Here is an 18648-nt window from a genome sequence, read left to right as displayed (position 1 = left end):
ATCCGGGCAGGTTTCCCACAGACAACCGACAGCGCCTTATTTGCCGGACCGAATTCCATAATACGGAAAACATCCCGAAAATGTAAAACCGGATGTGGACCCATTGGTGTTCCAACCCATATGTTGTGGCAAATGAAAGCGCGGAAATGCGTTGAGGACGTGCCACCCATGCATGGTGTCACCCCGACCTCCGCGGCGGTTCCAAGTCTGGTGAGAGAAAACATGACCCAACGTATTCAAAAAGGTGGCCTTCAGATCGCAACGGTTCTGCATGATCTGGTTGCCAATGAAATCATTCCGGGCACAGGGCTTAGCTCTGATCAGTTCTGGGCGTCGTTTGAAAAGCTCGTTACCGAACTTGGCCCGCGTAACAAGGCGCTGCTGGCCAAACGTGACGACCTTCAGGCCAAGATCGACGAATGGCATCTGTCCCGTCAGGATCAGGCACGTGACCCCGCCGCCTATAAGGAATTCCTGACCGAGATCGGTTATCTCCTGCCTGAGGGTGACGATTTCTATATCGGCACCACCAATGTTGACCCGGAAATTGCCCGTGTTGCCGGCCCGCAGCTTGTTGTGCCGGTGATGAATGCGCGCTACGCACTTAATGCCGCCAACGCACGTTGGGGCAGCCTTTATGATGCGCTGTATGGTACCGATGTCATCGACGAAGCCGATGGCAAGGAAAAGTCCAAGGGCTTTAACCCCAAACGCGGTGCGGCTGTTGTCGCTTATGCTGCAGACTTCCTTGATAAGGCTGTTCCGCTGGCAAACGGTAAACATACCGACGTTACCAAATACGAAGTCCGTGAAGATGGTTCGGGCTGGTGGACGCTGGTTGCGACCCTTGCTGATGGCAATGAAAGTGCGCTGGCACAGCCATCCCAGTTCATTGGCTATAACGAAAACAATGGTGCGCTTTCGGAAATCCTGCTGCGCAATCATGGCCTGCATGTCGAAATCCGCATTGATCCGACACACCCGATTGGCAAGGACCATGCAGCAGGCGTTTGCGACGTGGTTCTGGAATTTGCCCTTACCACCATTCAGGATTGCGAAGACTCAGTTGCCGCCGTTGATGCCGAAGACAAGACGCTAGTCTATCGTAACTGGCTTGGCCTGATGAAAGGCACGCTGGAAGAAAAGTTCGACAAGGGCGGCAAAACCGTTACCCGTCGTCTGAACCCAGACCGTTCCTATCAGGGCTTTGATGGCAACGAAGTTGTTCTTCCGGGCCGCAGCCTGATGCTGGTGCGTAACGTTGGTCATCTGATGACGTCTGACGCGGTTCTTGATACCAATGGCAATGAAGTGCCCGAAGGCTTCCTTGATGCCATGATGACCGGTCTGATTTCCAAGCATGACGTCGAAGGCAAAAACGATCTTTCGAACTCGCGCCATGGCAGTGTCTATATCGTGAAGCCGAAAATGCACGGCCCCGAAGAAGTTGCTTTGACCAATGATCTGTTTGCCTTTGTCGAAGGCGCGATTGATGTGCCGGAAAACACCCTTAAGGTCGGCATCATGGATGAGGAACGCCGTACTACGGTGAACCTTAAGGAATGCATCCGTGCTGCGAAAGACCGTGTTGTCTTCATTAATACCGGCTTCCTTGACCGTACCGGTGATGAAATCCACACCAGCATGGAAGCAGGCCCGGTTGTCCGTAAGGAAGCGATGAAAGATCAATACTGGATCGCGGCCTATGAAAACTGGAACGTTGATGTCGGTCTTGAATGCGGCATGAAGGGTATTGCCCAGATCGGTAAAGGCATGTGGGCCAAGCCGGATCGTATGGCTGAAATGATGACCGCGAAAATCGGTCACCCGAAAGCTGGCGCAAACTGCGCATGGGTTCCGTCCCCGACCGCAGCAACCCTGCATGTCATGCACTATCACCAGGTTGATGTCCGGGCCGTTCAGGATGAAATCGGCAAACGTGAACGCGCAAGCCTGGATGACATCCTGTCGATCCCGCGCATGGGCGACACCAAACCGATGCCAAGCGAAATCCAGGAAGAACTTGATAACAACGCGCAGGGAATCCTGGGCTATGTTGTCCGCTGGATCGATAGCGGTGTGGGTTGCTCCAAGGTGCCTGACATCAATGATGTCGGCCTGATGGAAGACCGTGCAACGCTTCGTATTTCAAGCCAGCACATCGCCAACTGGCTGCATCATGGTCTTTGCACCGAAGATCAGGTGATGGAAACCATGAAGCGTATGGCAGCTGTCGTTGATAAGCAAAATGCCGGTGATCCGACCTATCGCAACATGGCGCCGAACTTTGATGGCAATGTTGCTTTTGCTGCGGCCTGTGATCTGGTCTTCAAAGGGCGTGAACAGCCAAATGGTTATACCGAGCCGGTCCTGCATGCCCGCCGTCGTGAAGCCAAGGCGAAATACGGCGTGTAAGCGACAAGCGTTATGACACGCAAAACAAAAGCCGCCCTGTCACGGGGCGGCTTTTTCATTGGCAAAATGCTGCACCATAATCTGCAACATTTTTAGATGGGTTATCCACCCAGCGTCATGATCTCATAGCCCTTATCGGTCACGACAAGGGTATGTTCATACTGCACGGTCGCATCACCGGTATCGGCAAACAGCGTCCAGCCATCTTCACCATCGAGCGCCCATTTAGCCCCATAGGACAAGAACGGTTCGATCGTGATCACCTGCCCCTTTTTAAGTGCTCGACGTTCTTTGGGATCGTCCCAAGTCGGAATAGTATGGGGATGTTCATGCAGTGACTTGCCAATGCCGTGGCTGGCAAGGTTACGGATCAGGGTGTAACCACCCTTACGCGCAAAGCTTTCAATCTTAAGACCGATTTCGCGGATCGGCGCCTTGTCCCGGACAACCTTGATCCCTGCCCACATGGCCTTTTTGCCATCTTCGCACAGTTTGACGATTTCGGGCTTTGCCGTGCCGCAAATGAAGCTGGCACCTGTATCGGAAAAATAACCGTCCAGCGATGCCGAAACATCGATATTCACCAGATCGCCATCGGCCAGAACCTGATCACCGGGAATGCCGTGCGCCACTGCCTCGTTGACACTGATGCAGGTCGCGCCGGGGAATTTATATTCGCTTTCGGGTGCCGATACCGCACCGGCATCTTCAAGGACCTTGCGGCCGATATGGTCAAGTTCCGCTGTGGTGATGCCTGGGACAGCAGCAGCACCCATCACATCACGTGCACGGGCGCAAATGCGCCCGATTCGGCGCATATGGTCGAGTTCTTTTTCTGATGAAATTGTCATGAACTGCTTATTACGACGCAATGCACCAAAGTCAAGAAAACCCGCCATCCTAACCCAAGGACGATTTGCCGCCTTGCAGGGCAACTTCATCAGAATAAAGCACGTAACAATTTTTACCCCGCGCCTTAGCGGCATAAAGAGCGCTGTCCGCCTTTTCCATCAACTCAACCGGGTCTTTGCTATGGTTGGGATAAAGTGCAACGCCAATACTCATATGGATGGAAACGCGATTACCACCCGTGATGAACGGCATCAGGATTTCATGCAGTATCCGTTCCGCCAGCATGGTTGCCTCCGCCGATCCATCCTGTTCGACATAGGAAACGATAACCATTTCGTCACCGCCAAGGCGCGCCACCAGATCACCACCGCGCACACACCGGCGCAGACGTTTGGCAACTTCACGCAGAACATCATCACCCGCCGCATGGCCATACCGGTCATTGATCGGCTTGAAATCGTCCAGATCAAGGGCAAAAACCGCAAGCTCACCTTTCTTGCGATCGGTTCGGGCAATCGCATGCTCGAAATAGGCATCCAGTGCCAAACGGTTCCCCAATCCGGTCAGTTTGTCATGATGGGCAATGTGCTTCATCGCGCCCAATGCAGCGTCTTTCTCGGTCAGCTTGTCGAGCAACGCCTGCAGGCTTTTTGCAAGGAACCGGACTTCATGTGCACCACCAATATTTGGCAGACGATCAATTTCACCACGTTTCATTGCCTCGATGGCTTGCGCCATATTGCCAATTGGCCCGACAAAGAAACCGGCCCCCCACCATGCTACGACACTAAAGACCGCAGCCATGGCAATACCCCACGCCAGAATATCTCGGCGCATGGCATAGACCGGCTCCAACGCTTCTGCGACAGGTTGGCGCACAAGGATCGACCAGTTCAAACCGGCATAATCAAGATGGCCATCTGCCGGAGCGTAACCGGTTAGATATTCTTCGCCATCGGGCCATGTGCTGATTTGCCAGCCAATATGATTGCGCTGTGCTTGTTGCAGGGCATCAAGTTCAAGCTGTGATCCAACCAGCGCGCCATCAGCGCCCAACAGGATCGTACCGTTTTCAGAAATAACAAAGATATCGACATTGCGATGGATGCCCTGTCCGGCAAACAGCGTACGACGAACCGTATCGGCCCATTCCCAACTTAGATGCGTCGCCAAAACACCGGTCAGCTCGTCATTGTCATTTACCAAAGGTACAGCAATGTCGACGAACTGAATGGGTTCGCCGTTATGCAGCGGGAATTTTTCGGCCAGCAGTTTGGCATCATGAACATCACCAATGAACTGACCACTTTTGCCATACTGAAACACCGGGCGTTGGGCGATATTCACGCCAAGCAACAAGTCACCGGTCGAGGCAACTACAGTACCTTCGTGATCAAGCACACCGATCCAGGTGAAGATCGGAATTTCACGACGCAGGCGATTGATGATGCTGGAAATCTGACTGGTGTCTTCAAGTTCGCGCAAGATGGAAAGCGTGCTGAGAACCGAAACCTCCCCACGGTGCGTCCACATGGTGCGGTCAAGCTCGTCCGCCATTTGAAGGGCAACGTCAGACACACCAATCCCGATCTGTTTTTGCAGATCAGCACCGGATCGTTTACCGATCACAAAACTCATCAAGACGGTCAGCCCGACCAGCAACAGCGCTGTTGCCAACGCTACTTGCACGCGAATGCCGACCTGGAACAACTTGTTCAAGGCAGATCCTCTCACTCTCCATCACTGGGGTCTTTTTTTTGGAACAGCAACCCTCAGCTACGGTTGTTTTAAACCGCATTTATGATCGTGGATATAAGGATCATTCCTATACTTTTGAAGAGGAAACTTTAACAAAAATGCGGCGGCCGCGAAAAGAGGCCACCGCATCGAAAATTCACGTGTGAATACCGTCAGATATCAAAAAACACGGTCTCGTTTTCACCCTGCAAAATAATGTCAAAACGATATACCGGGACCGAACCACTTTCATCGCGCTCTGCAATCAGTGTTTTGCGACGTTCTTGCTGCTCAATCAGGTTCAGGACCGGGTCAGTTGCAGTTGCATTTGCATTTGCATCTTGCTCGTCGGCAAAATACATCCGTGTGTTCAACCCGATATTGATCCCGCGTGCGACAATCCAGAAATTGATATGTGGTGCCATTTCGGTGCCACCGCGTCCGGAAACAGCACCAGGCTTGATGGTTTCGAAACGATAAATCGCGGTATCAAAATCCGTTCCGGTCCGACCCCAGCCACGGAAGTCCTCGTCGATTTCACCACGCTTTTGTCGATCAAGTTCATGGTGATAGCGACCATCGGCATTGGCCTGCCAAATTTCGATCAAGGCATCGCGCACTGGCGTCCCGGTCCCATCAATTACCCGGCCTTCGATGATGATGCGCTCTCCGCGGGTGGTTTCATCGGCCATGATATTGGTGAAGTTGGTTTCGAAAATATCGAACCCCGCCTGTTTGGAGATCAAACCAATATGGACATAGGGGCCAGCCGTTTGGGATGCGGTTTCTTTGAGATAATCAAGGGGTTGCACCATGGATCAATTTCCTTCCAGACGGTTTTCAAACAGGGTCGAACGACGGCCGCGCAAAACAATGTCAAACTTGTAGGCGATGGTATCGAGCGGCACCGATCCATTCAGATCAATCGGCGCGATCAAGCGATTAATCGCATCTTCGTCCGGGATGACATGGACAATCGGGCATTCCTTGATCAGCGGATCGCCTTCGAAATACATTTGTGTGATCAGACGCTGGGCAAAACCTGACCCAAAGACCGAGAAATGGATATGCGCCGGACGCCAGCTATTGACGTAGTTGCGCCACGGATAGGGGCCCGGTTTGATGGTGCGGAAGAAATAATAGCCGTTTTCATCGGTAAGCGCCCGACCACAGCCGCAAAAGTTCGGATCAATCGGTGCGAGATAGGTATCTTTCTTGTGGCGATAGCGTCCACCAGCATTGGCTTGCCAGAATTCCACCAATGTATGGGGCACCGGACGGTTGTTTTCATCAAGAACACGACCATGGACAATGATACGCTCGCCGATCGGATCGCCATCTTTGGCGTAGTTCCGGATCAGATCGTTATCAAGCGGGCCCAACTCGTTTTGTCCGAATACCGGACCGGTCGTTTCAGACAGCGATCCTTGTAATGACAGCATGGATTGGCGCGGGGATCGCGCAACCGAAGTCTTGTAAATCGGTGTGTAACCTGCTGGCTGAAGCGTTCTGTCGCGCTGGTAAAATTCCATGATTGTTCCTCCGCAAATGATGCTCCGGACATTTCTGTGTCCGTCTTGCATTCATCCTGCGCAGCCAATTGCATAAAATAAATGCATCATTTATCATCTAATTCATGAGCAAATTCGATCATTTGGAACTTGATGGCCATGCGCTGCGGCTGTTCTTGGCGGTCCTTGAAGACGGATCGGTCACAGCAGCAGCCGAAAGGCTTGGTGTCACGCAATCAGCGGTCAGTCACAACCTGACCAAATTGCGCCGGATCATGCGCGACCCGCTTTTCACCAAATCCGGGCGCGGGATCGTCGCGACTGCCCATGCCCAAAGCCTTGCGACACAGGCGCGGTTTCTTCTTGATCAGATGCAGGCATTTGCCAGTGGTGCGGACTTTGATCCAAAGGGTGCTGAGATGACCCTGACCATTGCGGCAAATGATCTGCAGCGCGATTTACTGTTGCCCGGTCTTTTTGCCAATCTTGAAAGCAAACTTTCGGATATCCGCATGGCCGTGGTGCCGTCGCTTTTACCGGGGCCGGCCTTGCTGCGTGAAAATCGCTGTGATCTTTTAATCTCGCCACGTCCACCCGAAGGGGTCGATATCGTTCAGAAACGGCTTCTGACCGATCATTATGTGACGTTTTATGATCCCGAGATGCGCGATGCGCCAGTTACGGCACAAGAATACCTTTCTGCGCGGCATATATCGGTCCGCTATGGCAATAACCGTACGCTTGAATTCGATGATCTGCTTGAAAATCAGGGGATTGATCGCAACATCGTCTTGCGGGTGCCAAACTTTACCGCAATCGCAGAATTTTTGCGCGGCAGCCAAATGATCGCCACCCTACCAAGCTTTTTGCAAAAGCATGCCTTACGCGATTTTGCTATCGCCGATATGCCGATCAAAACGCTTGATGACGGGACAACCGATCTTCCGGTCTATATGTGCTGGCATCAACGTTATCAGCATGATCCATCGCATCGATGGCTGCGTGATCAGCTTGAAGATGTGGTCGCAACCAAGTTAAGAATGCCGACCAAACAACCACTTGCGCAACAGACAAGCTAGCAGGATATCATGACCATTACCCAGATTATCTATTGGCTTGAACTGGCAGGGGTGGCTGTTTTTGCTATCACCGGGGCGCTTGAAGCATCCCGGCGCCAGATGGATGTCGTTGGCTTCGTCCTTATTGCAACATTTACAGGCATCGGCGGCGGAACAGTGCGCGACGTGATTACGGGCGCCACACCCGTCTTCTGGATCAAGGACCCGGCCTGGATCATTACCTGTATTGCAGCGGCCATCTTTACCTATTTCACCGCACATCTGGTTGAGCGACGCTATGTCGCGCTGATCTGGCTTGATGCATTGGGATTGGCAATGTTCGGCGTGACCGGTGCAGCAATTGGTCTTAACCTTGGCGTATCACCGCTTGTTGCGATCATCCTTGGTACAATCACCGCAACATTTGGTGGCATGGTGCGCGATGTGGTTTGTAACGAAATCCCGCTAATCCTGCGCCCGGAAATCTATATTACCTGCGCGCTTCTGGGTGCTAGCATCTATGTCATCGGCACGGCAGTGTTTGAGCTCCCGCGCGGCCCGGTCGCCATCATCGCATTCCTTGCAGCCTTCGCGATGCGCGCCAGTGCCATCCGCTTCAAACTGCGCTTCCCGGTTTACAAAGCCCGTCCGGGTCGAGAGTATTGAACACGGCTAGCTCGCGGGCCCGTGTCGTATAAACGCGCTAAATAATGGAAGTTAGGTACAATCAATGGCTGATAGCAAACCACCCTCCTCTGGCGGTACATCTGGTGATGAACTGACAAGGGGGCTTTTCGCATCAGCGAACTCTGCGCTTAATTCCGGGCAAACGGCGATAGCCAAAGCCCAATATCAAAAAATCATCGAGTTAAAACCCGACAATGCAGAAGCGTTCCACCTTCTTGGTCTTTGTCACTACAAAGACCAAGAGTGGACCTTTGCAGTTGATACACTAAAAAAGTCGCTTGAACTGTCTCCCAACAACGCCATCGCGCTAAACACCTTGGGTGCGACATTTTGCAACCTGAGACGCTTTGACGACGCGGAAGTCTGTCTGAAAAATGCGATCGCACTTAAACCGAACCATGTAGAGGCCTATCGAAACTTAGGTTTGATTTGCATGGCGAGACAGGAGTTTGACGTTGCCATCGGCTTTTTCCAGGCCGCCTTAGAACACAACCCAAGTCATTTCGAAATTCTCAAGGCAACAGGAAACGCGTTTCTTCACCTTGAGAAACCCGACAAGGCTTTGGTAATTTTTGAAAAAGCGCTCTCTATCAATGCCCGGGACGCAAATCTGCAAACCGATACCGGGGTTGCATTTCAGATGCAAAACCAGTTCCGCGAAGCAATGGAGTTCAACAGCATTGCAATCGCGATCGACGCTGGCGACAACCGCCACTGGGCAGCATTTTGCGCATGCATCGCGGCGATATGCCCAAACGTTCAATCCGACATCGATGACCAGTTGATTGCGATCATGGATACAGGCAAAATTCCATCGCATGATCTAATGATGCCAATTTGTGGCGCACTTTATCATCGGCCGGAATTTCGCGAAATAATCGCGCGGTATGTACAACGCACAAACGCATCACAGCCTGCAGAAGAAGAGATAAAGGCAGATATACAGAAACTGTCTAGCATCCCTTTGATGCTTAAGTTGATGTCGGAATTTCCGATCACAAATCTCTTTGTTGAGAAAACCCTGACGGCACTTCGGAAGCACATATTACTGAACGCGGCAATATGTGAAAGTGCCAGTGAAGATTTCGTCACCGCACTCGCACTTCAGTGCTTCAATAATGAATATAGTTACGCCGTAACCGATGACGAAGTAACCGCACTTGCAGCCATCAAAAAAGAGATTGATACGCAGCTTACTGCTAGTGCTCTGCCCAGTGCCAAGAAACTTGCTCTGGTCGGTTGCTATGAGCCTCTTTACAAGGCGTTTAAGCATGAGATGCTTGCACCAACCGAGTTTACTTCAGAGCTTGACGAATTGCTCACGCGTCAGGTTGAAGAACCTCGTGTCGAGCAGGAACTGAAGGCCGATATTCCGGACCTGACCGGAAATGCAAACGCCGTTTCAGAGTCGGTCCGTTCTCAGTATGAAGAAAACCCTTATCCCCGCTGGCTTCGAACCGAACTTCATTCATCACCGAAGACGATATCGGAATGCCTGCAACCGATCCTGATAACCTCAGCGCATGGCGCCTACGACAATCCTGAAATGCCTGAGATTTTGGTTGCTGGTTGCGGTACTGGACAACATGCGCTTCAACCAGCGACAAGATTTGAAAATGCAAGGGTCACGGCAGTTGATCTCAGTGTCAGCAGCCTCGCATACGGCAAACGTCAGGCGCAGAAACTTGGAATCACAAACGTTGAGTTTGCCCGCGCTGACATACTTGAACTTGCGAACTTGGGGTGCAGCTTCGACATGATTGAATGTGTTGGAGTACTGCACCATCTTGAGGACCCACTCGCAGGATGGAAGGTTCTGACAAAATTGCTCCGCCCAGGCGGTGTAATGAAAATCGGGCTCTATAGCGAACGTGCGCGAAAGGATGTGATTGCCGGGCGCGAGATCGTAGCTGCGCAAAAATTTCCCGCAACATCAGATGGCATGCGTCGATGCCGACAATTTGTCATCCAAGAGGCTGCTAACGGAAATCGCGAACTCTTGCAATTAACCCGACGCAGCGATTTCTTTAGCTTGAGCGCCTTTCGAGACCTTGTTTTCCATGTTCAAGAACATCGTTTGGACTTGCACATGGTGCGCGAGCACCTTGAAGAGCTGAACCTTGAGTTCCTTGATTTTGAGATGCCATTCGTCGGCAACCTCAAAACGTTCCGAAACTCAATTAAACATCTACCTCAAACCCAAAGACTGTCGCATTGGCATGCTTATGAGGAACAACATCCCGATACATTCCGGGGGATGTACCAGTTCTGGTGCCGTAAGCCCAAAGATGCAACTTAATCAATCACTCGACAATCAACTGCACCCGGTCGCTTGAGAAGGCCGTGACGCCGTACTCAATCGGCACACCTGCGGAATCGACATCCACGCTTTCGGTCGAGATCACTGGGCGGTTTTTGGCCTGCTTTAGCAAACTTGCCACGCGCGACGATGGCAGGGTTGCCGATATTCGGGTGGTTTTGCGGCTGTAATCATCGATGCCAAAACGCTTAAAAGCTTCAGTCAGGGATTTGGTCTGGGTGAAAAATTCGACAATGCCGTCAAAGCGTGCTGCGGGAAGGTAGCTGGTCGCGACGGCAAGCGGGACGCCGTCAGCCTCGGATACCGAGAACAGTTCAATCACGCGTGTGCCCGGTTTGACCTCAAGGAACTGGGCGACGGTGACTGTGGCCTTGAGCACCTCGGACGAGATCAGTCGTTTGTCGGGCAGGCGATGACGGCCCGATACGATCTGGGAGAACCGGGTTTTTGAGCCCAATGGGTAATCAAGTATCTGTTCCTGCACAAACGCCCCGCGCCCCTGCTCCACCCGGACAACATTGGAATCGACAAGGGCCGCCATCGCGCGGCGCACGGTGTGGCGGTTAACACCGAATCTGCGAACCAGTTCCATCTCGGTCGGCATCTTGTCGCCTGGCGCAAACACACCATCGGAAATGTCACTGAGAAGCTGCTTTTCGATTTGCTTCCAGATAGATAGCCCCGGCTCCCAATCCATTACTTTCCCCGTTCACAAAACTTTCACCCCAAGACCTTTGCCAAGGTCGATGGATCGTCTTATAACGTAGATAGGTATAGACGTCTAGACAAATTTTGAATTTGTCGACATAAGGCAAAAGGATCAAAGAGATGACGGCGCCAACCGCCACGACCAAAAGGTCAGAGCACGCACCGGATCAAACTCAGAACACAACCAGCGTCGACGCAACAACGGCAGCACGCCAACGCTGGATGTCAGTTCTGGCGCGCACACCGCGCACCACCCTCGAAACCGAGTGGTCGAAAAACCATGCAGATGTGAGTTGGACCCATCTGCGCGAACCACAGATCGGCATGGTCATGGTTCGCGGACGTGCCGGCGGAGCAGGGCAGCGCTTCAATCTGGGCGAAATGACCGTGACGCGCTGTGCCGTCACGCTGTCGGACGGAACGGTTGGCCATTCATATGTCAAAGGGCGGGACCGCCTGCAGGCGCAATATGCGGCCCTGTTTGATGCGGTGATGCTGCGCGACGGTGCGGCCGCTGTTTTCATTGATGATCTTGCCGAACTCCAAGCCAATGCCAAGCGTGATCACGCGCGCAAGGTCGCTGCCACCAAAGTTGATTTCTTCACCCTTGTCCGCGGAGAAGACGAATGAGTTTGCACACCCAGACAAGTGAATTGCTACCCGGTTTTGAGCATGCCGCATTTGATTCAAATGCCGTGTTTCGCGTCCTTCTGGATGCCATGTCGCGCCCCGGTCGGATTTATAACCTGCCGCTTGCGATTGAATCCCCTGAGGGGCTGAATGCGACGACGACGGCGACCCTTCTTGCCATGGCCGACATGGACACGACCATCTGGTTGTCGTCATCCTGCGCCACCAAAGCCGCAAGTGATCATTTGAAATTCCATTGCGGCTGCCCGATCACGGATGACGTCAAACAGGCTGACTTCGCCGTTGCCAAGGGCTCTGATGACCTGTCCTTCATCACCGATCTTCCGGTCGGCAATGCGGAGTATCCAGATCAGTCCGCAACCCTGATCCTGATGGTTGATGAAATTACAGATAGCCCATCGATGACCCTGAAGGGACCGGGCATCAAGGACACGCACAGCCTTTCCGTTAGTGGCCTTCCGCAAAGCTTCCATGCATGGCGAGCAGAAAACCATCACCTGTTTCCGTGCGGCGTGGATGTGATTTTTGCAAGCCCCACCAAGATCGCCGCCCTGTCGCGCACCACCCGGATTGAGGTCAATTAATCATGTATGTAGCCGTTAAAGGTGGCGAACGCGCCATCAACAACGCCCACAAGCTTCTGGCCGAACAGCGCCGTGGTGATCGCAACATTGCCGAAATCGAAACCGATCAAATTGAACAGCAATTGTCACTGTCGGTGACCCGCGTCATGGCCGAAGGATCGCTGTATGACCGCGACCTTGCTGCCCTTGCGATCAAGCAGGGCCGTGGTGATTTGATCGAGGCAATCTTTTTGATGCGTGCCTATCGCACCACCCTGCCCCGCTTTGCCTTTTCCAAGCCGATCAAGACCGCTGACATGGATGTGTGGCGCCGCATTTCGGCAACGTTCAAGGATTTGCCAGGTGGGCAGATTTTGGGCCCGACCTTTGATTACACCCATCGCCTTCTTGACTTCACCCTGATGGCCAATGGCGAGGAACCAACCGAAGCCCCGCGTGGTGAACATCCCGTTGATGAGAATATGCCACGTGTCTTGGATGACATTCTGAATTATGAAGGTCTGATCCAGGACGAGCCAGTTCCGGTTGATGACAGCGCCCCGGTCGCTGATTTGACGCGTGAACCGGTCAAGTTCCCGGCCGGTCGTGATCTGCGCCTGCAGAACTTGTCACGCGGCGATGAGGGGTTTGTTCTGGCACTGGGCTATTCGACCCAGCGCGGATACGCCAACAGCCACGCCTTTGTTGGCGAGATCCGCTATGGCACCGTTTCGGTCGAGATTGAGCCAGAAGAACTCGGCTTTGCCATTGATATCGGCGATATCGAACTGACCGAGTGCGAGACGGTCAACAAGTTCAAGGGATCGAAAACCAAACTTCCGCAATTTACCCGCGGCTATGGACTTGTGTTTGGTCAGAACGAGCGCAAAGCGATTTCGATGGCACTTGTCGATCGTGCAATGCGCGCCAATGAAATGGGCGAACAGATCATGGGCCCGGCACAGGACAGCGAGTTCGTGATGGAACATAGCGACAATGTCCAGTCGACCGGCTTTGTCGAGCATATCAAGCTTCCGCACTATGTCGATTTCCAGGGCGAGCTTGAACTGGTGCGCCGCATGCGGGCCGAGGTCGAAGAACGCCTTGCCAAGCTTGACGCCGATCAGGCGAAATCCCAACCCGAAGCCGCGGAGTAATCCCATGGAACAGACGATAAATAGCGCGGCGGATGGGGCACAGGCCTATAACTTCGCCTATCTTGATGAACAAACCAAACGCATGATCCGGCGCGCCCTACTGAAAGCTGTGGCCATTCCGGGTTATCAGGTGCCATTCGCCGGACGCGAAATGCCAATGCCTTATGGCTGGGGTACGGGTGGTGTGCAAGTAACCGCCGCCGTCATTGGCCAGAACGATACATTGAAGGTCATTGATCAGGGTGCGGATGACACCACCAATGCGGTGTCGATCCGTCAATTCTTTGCCAAGACCGCCAATGTTGCGACCACAGAAAAGACAGCCGAAGCATCGATTATTCAGACCCGCCACCGCATCCCGGAAAAGGAACTGCGCGAAGATCAGGTACTTGTCTATCAAGTGCCAATCCCCGAGCCACTTCGTTTTCTTGAGCCGCGTGAAACCGAAACGCGGAAAATGCATGCGCTTGAAGAATACGGCCTTATGCATGTGAAGCTTTATGAAGACATTGCACGTCATGGCCATATTGCGACGACCTATGCCTATCCGGTGATGGTCGATGATCGCTATGTGATGGATCCGTCGCCGACGCCCAAGTTCGACAATCCGAAAATGAACGATATGGCGGCGCTTCAGCTGTTTGGGGCAGGTCGTGAAAAACGCATCTATGCTCTGCCGCCCTACACCAAGGTCAAAAGCCTCGACTTCGAAGATCATCCGTTCGAAGTCCAGTCCTGGGAAGATGAATGCGGCATGTGCGGCGCGCGCGACAGTTACCTTGATGAAGTCATCCTCGATGATCAGGGCAACCGGATGTTTGTCTGCTCGGACACCGACTATTGCGCGGAGCGTCAGGAAGCGGGCCACCGTGGCCCGCAACATCATGACCAACCGTTTGGCACCACTAAATCAAGCCCAAGCAGCGAGAAGGCAGCAGAATAATGACCAAGATGAATGATCCGCTTCTGCGCGTTGACAACCTGACCATGATGTATGGCGATCGGGTTGGCTGCAAGGATGTCAGCTTTGAACTTCGTCCGGGCGAAGTTCTTGGCATCGTTGGGGAATCCGGTTCTGGCAAGTCGACTTTGTTGCGCAGCATTTCCGCCCAACAAGAGCCGACCAAAGGTGTTGTTGAATATCAGACCCGCATTGATGGCGTACGCGATGTTTATCAGATGTCCGAAGCGCAGCGCCGCCTTTTGATGCGGACCGATTGGGCCTTTGTCCATCAGAACCCGCGCGATGGCCTGCGCATGAATGTCAGTGCCGGGGCCAATATTGGTGAACGACTGATGGCGATCGGTGATCGTCATTACGGCAATATCCGAAGCAACGCCGATAGCTGGCTTGGCAAGGTCGAAATCGCATCCGAGCGACTGGATGATCTGCCATCAACCTTTTCGGGCGGCATGCAGCAGCGCTTGCAGATTGCCCGCAACCTTGTAACCAGCCCGCGCCTCGTCTTTATGGACGAACCCACGGGTGGGCTTGATGTCTCCGTTCAGGCCAGATTGCTCGATCTGCTGCGCGGGCTGGTTCACGACCTTAATCTTGCGGTGATTATCGTCACCCACGATCTGGCAGTCGCCCGACTTCTTTCGCACCGGCTGATGGTGATGCAACAGGGCAAAGTCATTGAACATGGTCTTACCGATCAGGTTCTTGATGACCCGCAGCATCCCTATACCCAGCTGCTTGTTTCTTCCATTCTTCAGAACTGACCGGGGCGAAGAAAATGTCTGAAATGCTTCATGCTCAAAACGTCGCCAAAAGCTTTACGCTGCACACCCAAGGCAGCGTGACCATCCCGGTTTTTGAAGGCGTCGAATTCATGCTTTCATCTGGCGAATGCATTGCGTTGACCGGGGAATCCGGTTCCGGGAAAAGTACCTTCATGCGCATGCTTTATGCCAATTACACATGCTCACAAGGATCCATCAAGGTGTTCCACGATGGCGACTGGCTCGATATCACGACGGCCAGCCCGCACTCGATCCTTGAGATCCGCAAACGTACACTGGGTTATGTTTCCCAGTTCCTGCGCGTGATCCCGCGTGTGCCGACCCTTGATATCGTGGCCGAGCCGCTTGTCGCCCTTGGCACCGCGCGCGATGTTGCGACCGATAAGGCGCGTGATCTTTTGACCCGCCTTCGTATTCCGGAACGCCTGTGGCAACTATCGCCACTGACCTTTTCGGGTGGGGAGCAGCAGCGCGTAAATATTGCGCGTGGCTTTATTGCCGATTATCCGATCATGCTGCTGGATGAACCGACCGCATCGCTTGACGCCCAAAATCGCGCCACAGTTCTGGCGCTGATTGAAGAAGCCAAAAGCCGTGGGGCCGCGATTGCCGGTATTTTCCATGACCATGAAACCCGCGATGCTGTTTGCACCGGTTCGTTTGATGTGACTTCGTTTAAAGTTGGGGCCAATGACTGAACAGATTTTTACCAATGCCAAACTCGTCCTGGCCAATGAAGTCATCGATGGTGCCATTCAGATCAAGGATGGCTTGATCACAGATGTTTCAGACCGTCCTTCGAACCTTGCGGGTGCGGAGGATATGGCAGGCGATTATGTGATGCCGGGTCTGGTTGAGCTTCATACAGACAATCTCGACAAACACCTCACCCCGCGGCCCAAAACCCGCTGGCCGGCGACCGCCGCGGTTGTTGCCCATGACAACCAGGTTGCCAGTGCCGGGATCACCACGGTGTTTGATGCGGTATCCATTGGCGACGTCAATGAGGGGTCGGAGCGCATTGTCAGACTGATTGAATCCGTCAACGCACTCGAACACGCGCTGGAAAATGGGTTGCTGCGCGCAGATCATAAACTGCATCTGCGCTGTGAGACATCCTTCCCCGGCATGGTCGAGGCCCTTGGTCAATTGATCGACTTGCCACTGGTCAGCATGCTCTCAGTGATGGATCACACGCCCGGGCAGCGCCAGTTCGTCAGCCTTGATGCCTACTATACCTACTATCAGGGCAAATACGGCCTTAATGACGAAGAAATGCGCAAATTCATCGCGACGCGCAAACGTGATTCAGAGCTTTATTCGGCAAAGCACCGCCGCCATGTGGTGGACCTTGCTAATGCCAAGGGCCTTGCGCTGGCAAGCCACGATGACGCGACCGAGGCCCATGTCGCCGAAGCCGTTGCTGACAAGATGACTGTGGCGGAGTTCCCCACCACGCTGGAGGCGGCCAAGGCATCGCATGAAGCAGGTCTTGGCGTGATGATGGGCGGCCCGAACCTTGTGCGCGGCGGATCACATAGCGGGAATGTGGCCGCCGGTGACTTGGCGCAAAAAGGCTATCTCGACATTATTTCAAGCGACTATGTGCCGCACAGTTTGCTGCATGGCGCGATGAAGCTGTTTGATGATTTCGATGGTTATGATCTGCCACGCGCCATTCGCACTGTGACGCTTAATCCGGCAACGCAGGTCGGACTTAATGACCGTGGCGAGATCGCAACTGGTAAACGCGGCGATCTGATCCGTGTACATCACTCGCCGCATCACCCGATTGTGTGTGGTGTCTGGCGTGAAGGTGTTCGCGTATCATGACCGGGCGCCATGCAGATGATGGCGCCCCCAAATCTGGACTTTTGGTCCTTGTCGTCGGCCCCAGTGGTGTTGGCAAGGACACGCTTCTTGATGCAGCCCGTGAACGGCTAAAGGGTGTAAACCATATCTGCTTTCCACGTCGTTGCATCACCCGTCCGGCCGGATCGGTCGGCGAGGTCCATATTCCGGTAAGGCCCGAAGATTTCCCGCAGATGGCGCATCAGGGTGCTTTCCTGTTGAGCTGGCGGGCACATGATCTGTGCTATGGCATCCCGCGCCATGTGCAGGACGATGTGGCGGCGGGAAAGACCGTCATCGTCAATGTATCGCGCAGCGTGATTGAAGATGCCCGTGAACTGATTGGTGTAGATCATGTCCGGGTGCTGAGCATCCGGGCCAATATTGATGTTTTGCGCAAACGGCTTGAAGCACGTGGGCGTGAAGATGCGCTTGATATCGAACGTCGTCTGGCGCGTGCGTCCGCCTATCAGGTAGATGGCGAGAATATCGTTCATGTTGATAATGACGCCGATCTTGAGACCGGCATTGCGCGTTTCATCCACGCGATCGAGATGCCACAACCCGCAGGCAACTTGGCGCAAGCAAAGTAATCAAAGCCGCCCACATCAAAAAAATGCTGCAGTTTTTTGCTGCAGCATTTTTGTTATCCGGTCAGTGAAAAGCGCTGCAAAAGCGCGAAGGGTTTGCTATCCCCCGGATCGCCAAACAGGCACACATCCCTGATGGCAAAGGGTGTTTGACACAGCGGATCAACAAGCGGAGCTAAGGCCATTTCAAAGCGCCCCAACTGATCGCCTTCAAGCTTGTTGCTCAGTGTCAGATGGAACCGAAATTCTTCCATCACATAGGGATATCCCCAGCGCACAAGATAGTCTTCCTGACGATCAGACAAGCCCACCGAACGGCGTTTATTCATCGCAGCTTCGTCTTCGGGTTTGCGAAATTCATCAAGGCCGCGGACAAGAGATGCAGCCAGATCACCCAGTGGCGCAACCGGTTCGGTTGGGACCAACGCCAAGAACCGGCCGATTGATTTCAACATCAAGTGCCCGCAAGTGATCGGTGATATCTGCGCACAGAAATCAGCAATGGCGGCCTCAAGATCGGATCGCGTTTGACCATCACGCAATGCAAACGGCGGCTTAAGCGTGCCATGAAAACCATATCGGGATGGTGATGTGGTCGCAGCAACCAACTCATCCGCACTGATGCCGTTTACATCCAATCTTGCGACATCTCGTCCGCTTGCCGGATCACGTCCCAGCCAGGCGTGACCAAACTGCCCCAGCATGCTTTCTGCGCAGGGGGCAAAATAAACGGCATAGCGTTGATAGTCGCTCATGGTTTTCCTTTGAAATTCTTCGTCAAAAGAAGGTCGATGAAAAAACG

Annotated in this window: 18 protein-coding genes; 12 read left to right on the top strand and 6 right to left on the bottom strand. The window is 53.4% G+C overall.

The window, feature by feature from the left end:
- Positions 1-222: 222 nt before the first annotated feature.
- Positions 223-2415, top strand: a complete 2193-nt coding sequence (locus ACMZ66_RS18885; RefSeq protein WP_416939582.1) for a malate synthase G — start codon at positions 223-225, stop codon at positions 2413-2415.
- Positions 2416-2516: 101 nt separating this feature from the next.
- Here the strand turns inward: ACMZ66_RS18885 and map are convergent, their stop codons facing one another.
- The 4 genes from map to pcaH form a co-directional block, all read right to left on the bottom strand.
- The gene (gene map / locus ACMZ66_RS18880; RefSeq protein WP_416939580.1) at positions 2517-3266 is read right to left on the bottom strand and encodes a type I methionyl aminopeptidase; all 750 of its coding nucleotides are present in this window, start codon (positions 3264-3266) and stop codon (positions 2517-2519) included.
- A gap of 49 nt (positions 3267-3315) precedes the next feature.
- The gene (locus ACMZ66_RS18875) at positions 3316-4986 is read right to left on the bottom strand and encodes a diguanylate cyclase domain-containing protein (protein ID WP_416939578.1); all 1671 of its coding nucleotides are present in this window, start codon (positions 4984-4986) and stop codon (positions 3316-3318) included.
- 191 nt (positions 4987-5177) lie between these two features.
- Positions 5178-5819: a protocatechuate 3,4-dioxygenase subunit alpha gene (gene pcaG, locus ACMZ66_RS18870; RefSeq protein ID WP_416939576.1), complete on the bottom strand. Its 642-nt coding sequence runs from the start codon at positions 5817-5819 to the stop codon at positions 5178-5180.
- A 3-nt stretch (positions 5820-5822) separates the two neighbouring features.
- On the bottom strand, positions 5823-6536 hold the full coding sequence (gene pcaH, locus ACMZ66_RS18865; RefSeq protein ID WP_416939574.1) for a protocatechuate 3,4-dioxygenase subunit beta: 714 nt from the start codon (positions 6534-6536) through the stop codon (positions 5823-5825).
- 104 nt (positions 6537-6640) lie between these two features.
- Between pcaH and ACMZ66_RS18860 the strand changes: the two genes are divergently transcribed.
- The 3 genes from ACMZ66_RS18860 (at position 6641) to ACMZ66_RS18850 (ending at position 10559) form a co-directional block, all read left to right on the top strand.
- Positions 6641-7594 carry a LysR family transcriptional regulator gene (locus ACMZ66_RS18860; protein WP_416939572.1) on the top strand — a complete coding sequence of 318 codons (954 nt, stop codon included), beginning with the start codon at positions 6641-6643 and terminating at the stop codon, positions 7592-7594.
- 9 nt (positions 7595-7603) lie between these two features.
- Positions 7604-8239 carry a trimeric intracellular cation channel family protein gene (locus ACMZ66_RS18855; protein WP_416939570.1) on the top strand — a complete coding sequence of 212 codons (636 nt, stop codon included), beginning with the start codon at positions 7604-7606 and terminating at the stop codon, positions 8237-8239.
- A gap of 64 nt (positions 8240-8303) precedes the next feature.
- Complete coding sequence (locus ACMZ66_RS18850; protein WP_416939569.1) at positions 8304-10559, top strand: tetratricopeptide repeat protein; 2256 nt, start codon at positions 8304-8306, stop codon at positions 10557-10559.
- Between the two features lie 4 nt (positions 10560-10563).
- On the opposite strand, the gene phnF is transcribed toward ACMZ66_RS18850, so the two are convergent.
- Positions 10564-11277, bottom strand: coding sequence for a phosphonate metabolism transcriptional regulator PhnF (gene phnF, locus ACMZ66_RS18845; protein ID WP_416939567.1), 714 nt, complete (start codon positions 11275-11277; stop codon positions 10564-10566).
- A 131-nt stretch (positions 11278-11408) separates the two neighbouring features.
- Here phnF and phnG point away from each other — a divergent pair, with 131 nt between their 5' ends.
- From phnG to phnN, 8 genes are read left to right on the top strand one after another with little or no spacing between them, the layout of a single operon-like run.
- A complete protein-coding gene (gene phnG / locus ACMZ66_RS18840) occupies positions 11409-11918 on the top strand; it encodes a phosphonate C-P lyase system protein PhnG (RefSeq protein WP_416939565.1) in 510 nt (169 codons plus the stop codon).
- Positions 11915-12523: a phosphonate C-P lyase system protein PhnH gene (phnH, locus tag ACMZ66_RS18835; RefSeq protein ID WP_416939564.1), complete on the top strand. Its 609-nt coding sequence runs from the start codon at positions 11915-11917 to the stop codon at positions 12521-12523. Before phnG ends, phnH begins: the two co-directional genes overlap by 4 nt.
- 2 nt (positions 12524-12525) lie before the next feature.
- Positions 12526-13659 carry a carbon-phosphorus lyase complex subunit PhnI gene (locus ACMZ66_RS18830; protein WP_416939563.1) on the top strand — a complete coding sequence of 378 codons (1134 nt, stop codon included), beginning with the start codon at positions 12526-12528 and terminating at the stop codon, positions 13657-13659.
- Positions 13660-13663: 4 nt separating this feature from the next.
- Positions 13664-14602, top strand: coding sequence for an alpha-D-ribose 1-methylphosphonate 5-phosphate C-P-lyase PhnJ (locus tag ACMZ66_RS18825; RefSeq protein ID WP_416939562.1), 939 nt, complete (start codon positions 13664-13666; stop codon positions 14600-14602).
- Positions 14602-15384, top strand: a complete 783-nt coding sequence (gene phnK / locus ACMZ66_RS18820) for a phosphonate C-P lyase system protein PhnK (RefSeq protein WP_416939560.1) — start codon at positions 14602-14604, stop codon at positions 15382-15384. Before ACMZ66_RS18825 ends, phnK begins: the two co-directional genes overlap by 1 nt.
- A gap of 14 nt (positions 15385-15398) precedes the next feature.
- Positions 15399-16103 carry a phosphonate C-P lyase system protein PhnL gene (phnL, locus tag ACMZ66_RS18815; RefSeq protein WP_416939558.1) on the top strand — a complete coding sequence of 235 codons (705 nt, stop codon included), beginning with the start codon at positions 15399-15401 and terminating at the stop codon, positions 16101-16103.
- A complete protein-coding gene (locus tag ACMZ66_RS18810; RefSeq protein WP_416939557.1) occupies positions 16096-17238 on the top strand; it encodes an alpha-D-ribose 1-methylphosphonate 5-triphosphate diphosphatase in 1143 nt (380 codons plus the stop codon). Before phnL ends, ACMZ66_RS18810 begins: the two co-directional genes overlap by 8 nt.
- Positions 17235-17849 carry a phosphonate metabolism protein/1,5-bisphosphokinase (PRPP-forming) PhnN gene (gene phnN / locus ACMZ66_RS18805; protein WP_416939556.1) on the top strand — a complete coding sequence of 205 codons (615 nt, stop codon included), beginning with the start codon at positions 17235-17237 and terminating at the stop codon, positions 17847-17849. The genes ACMZ66_RS18810 and phnN overlap by 4 nt, the downstream gene beginning before the upstream one ends.
- A gap of 53 nt (positions 17850-17902) precedes the next feature.
- Here phnN and ACMZ66_RS18800 read toward each other — a convergent pair whose 3' ends face one another.
- Positions 17903-18601, bottom strand: coding sequence for a DUF1045 domain-containing protein (locus ACMZ66_RS18800; RefSeq protein WP_416939555.1), 699 nt, complete (start codon positions 18599-18601; stop codon positions 17903-17905).
- Positions 18602-18648 lie beyond the last annotated feature (47 nt).

The organism is Thalassospira sp., assembly GCF_048059015.1.
Classification (GTDB): Bacteria; Pseudomonadota; Alphaproteobacteria; order Rhodospirillales; family Thalassospiraceae; genus Thalassospira.
The sequence above is the reverse complement of the archived record's forward strand: the minus strand, read 5'-3'. Positions and strand labels throughout refer to the sequence as shown.

Bases quoted from the DNA above. Each gene is read 5' to 3' on its own strand.
- ACMZ66_RS18855 (WP_416939570.1), top strand. From the start codon at position 7,604: ATGACCATTACCCAGATTATCTATTGGCTTGAACTGGCAGGGGTGGCT.
- phnF (WP_416939567.1), bottom strand. From the start codon at position 11,277: ATGGATTGGGAGCCGGGGCTATCTATCTGGAAGCAAATCGAAAAGCAG.
- phnK (WP_416939560.1), top strand. From the start codon at position 14,602: ATGACCAAGATGAATGATCCGCTTCTGCGCGTTGACAACCTGACCATG.
- phnH (WP_416939564.1), top strand. From the start codon at position 11,915: ATGAGTTTGCACACCCAGACAAGTGAATTGCTACCCGGTTTTGAGCAT.
- ACMZ66_RS18850 (WP_416939569.1), top strand. From the start codon at position 8,304: ATGGCTGATAGCAAACCACCCTCCTCTGGCGGTACATCTGGTGATGAA.
- phnN (WP_416939556.1), top strand. From the start codon at position 17,235: ATGACCGGGCGCCATGCAGATGATGGCGCCCCCAAATCTGGACTTTTG.
- phnG (WP_416939565.1), top strand. From the start codon at position 11,409: ATGACGGCGCCAACCGCCACGACCAAAAGGTCAGAGCACGCACCGGAT.
- pcaG (WP_416939576.1), bottom strand. From the start codon at position 5,819: ATGGTGCAACCCCTTGATTATCTCAAAGAAACCGCATCCCAAACGGCT.
- ACMZ66_RS18885 (WP_416939582.1), top strand. From the start codon at position 223: ATGACCCAACGTATTCAAAAAGGTGGCCTTCAGATCGCAACGGTTCTG.
- phnL (WP_416939558.1), top strand. From the start codon at position 15,399: ATGTCTGAAATGCTTCATGCTCAAAACGTCGCCAAAAGCTTTACGCTG.
- pcaH (WP_416939574.1), bottom strand. From the start codon at position 6,536: ATGGAATTTTACCAGCGCGACAGAACGCTTCAGCCAGCAGGTTACACA.
- ACMZ66_RS18860 (WP_416939572.1), top strand. From the start codon at position 6,641: ATGAGCAAATTCGATCATTTGGAACTTGATGGCCATGCGCTGCGGCTG.
- map (WP_416939580.1), bottom strand. From the start codon at position 3,266: ATGACAATTTCATCAGAAAAAGAACTCGACCATATGCGCCGAATCGGG.
- ACMZ66_RS18830 (WP_416939563.1), top strand. From the start codon at position 12,526: ATGTATGTAGCCGTTAAAGGTGGCGAACGCGCCATCAACAACGCCCAC.
- ACMZ66_RS18810 (WP_416939557.1), top strand. From the start codon at position 16,096: ATGACTGAACAGATTTTTACCAATGCCAAACTCGTCCTGGCCAATGAA.
- ACMZ66_RS18800 (WP_416939555.1), bottom strand. From the start codon at position 18,601: ATGAGCGACTATCAACGCTATGCCGTTTATTTTGCCCCCTGCGCAGAA.
- ACMZ66_RS18825 (WP_416939562.1), top strand. From the start codon at position 13,664: ATGGAACAGACGATAAATAGCGCGGCGGATGGGGCACAGGCCTATAAC.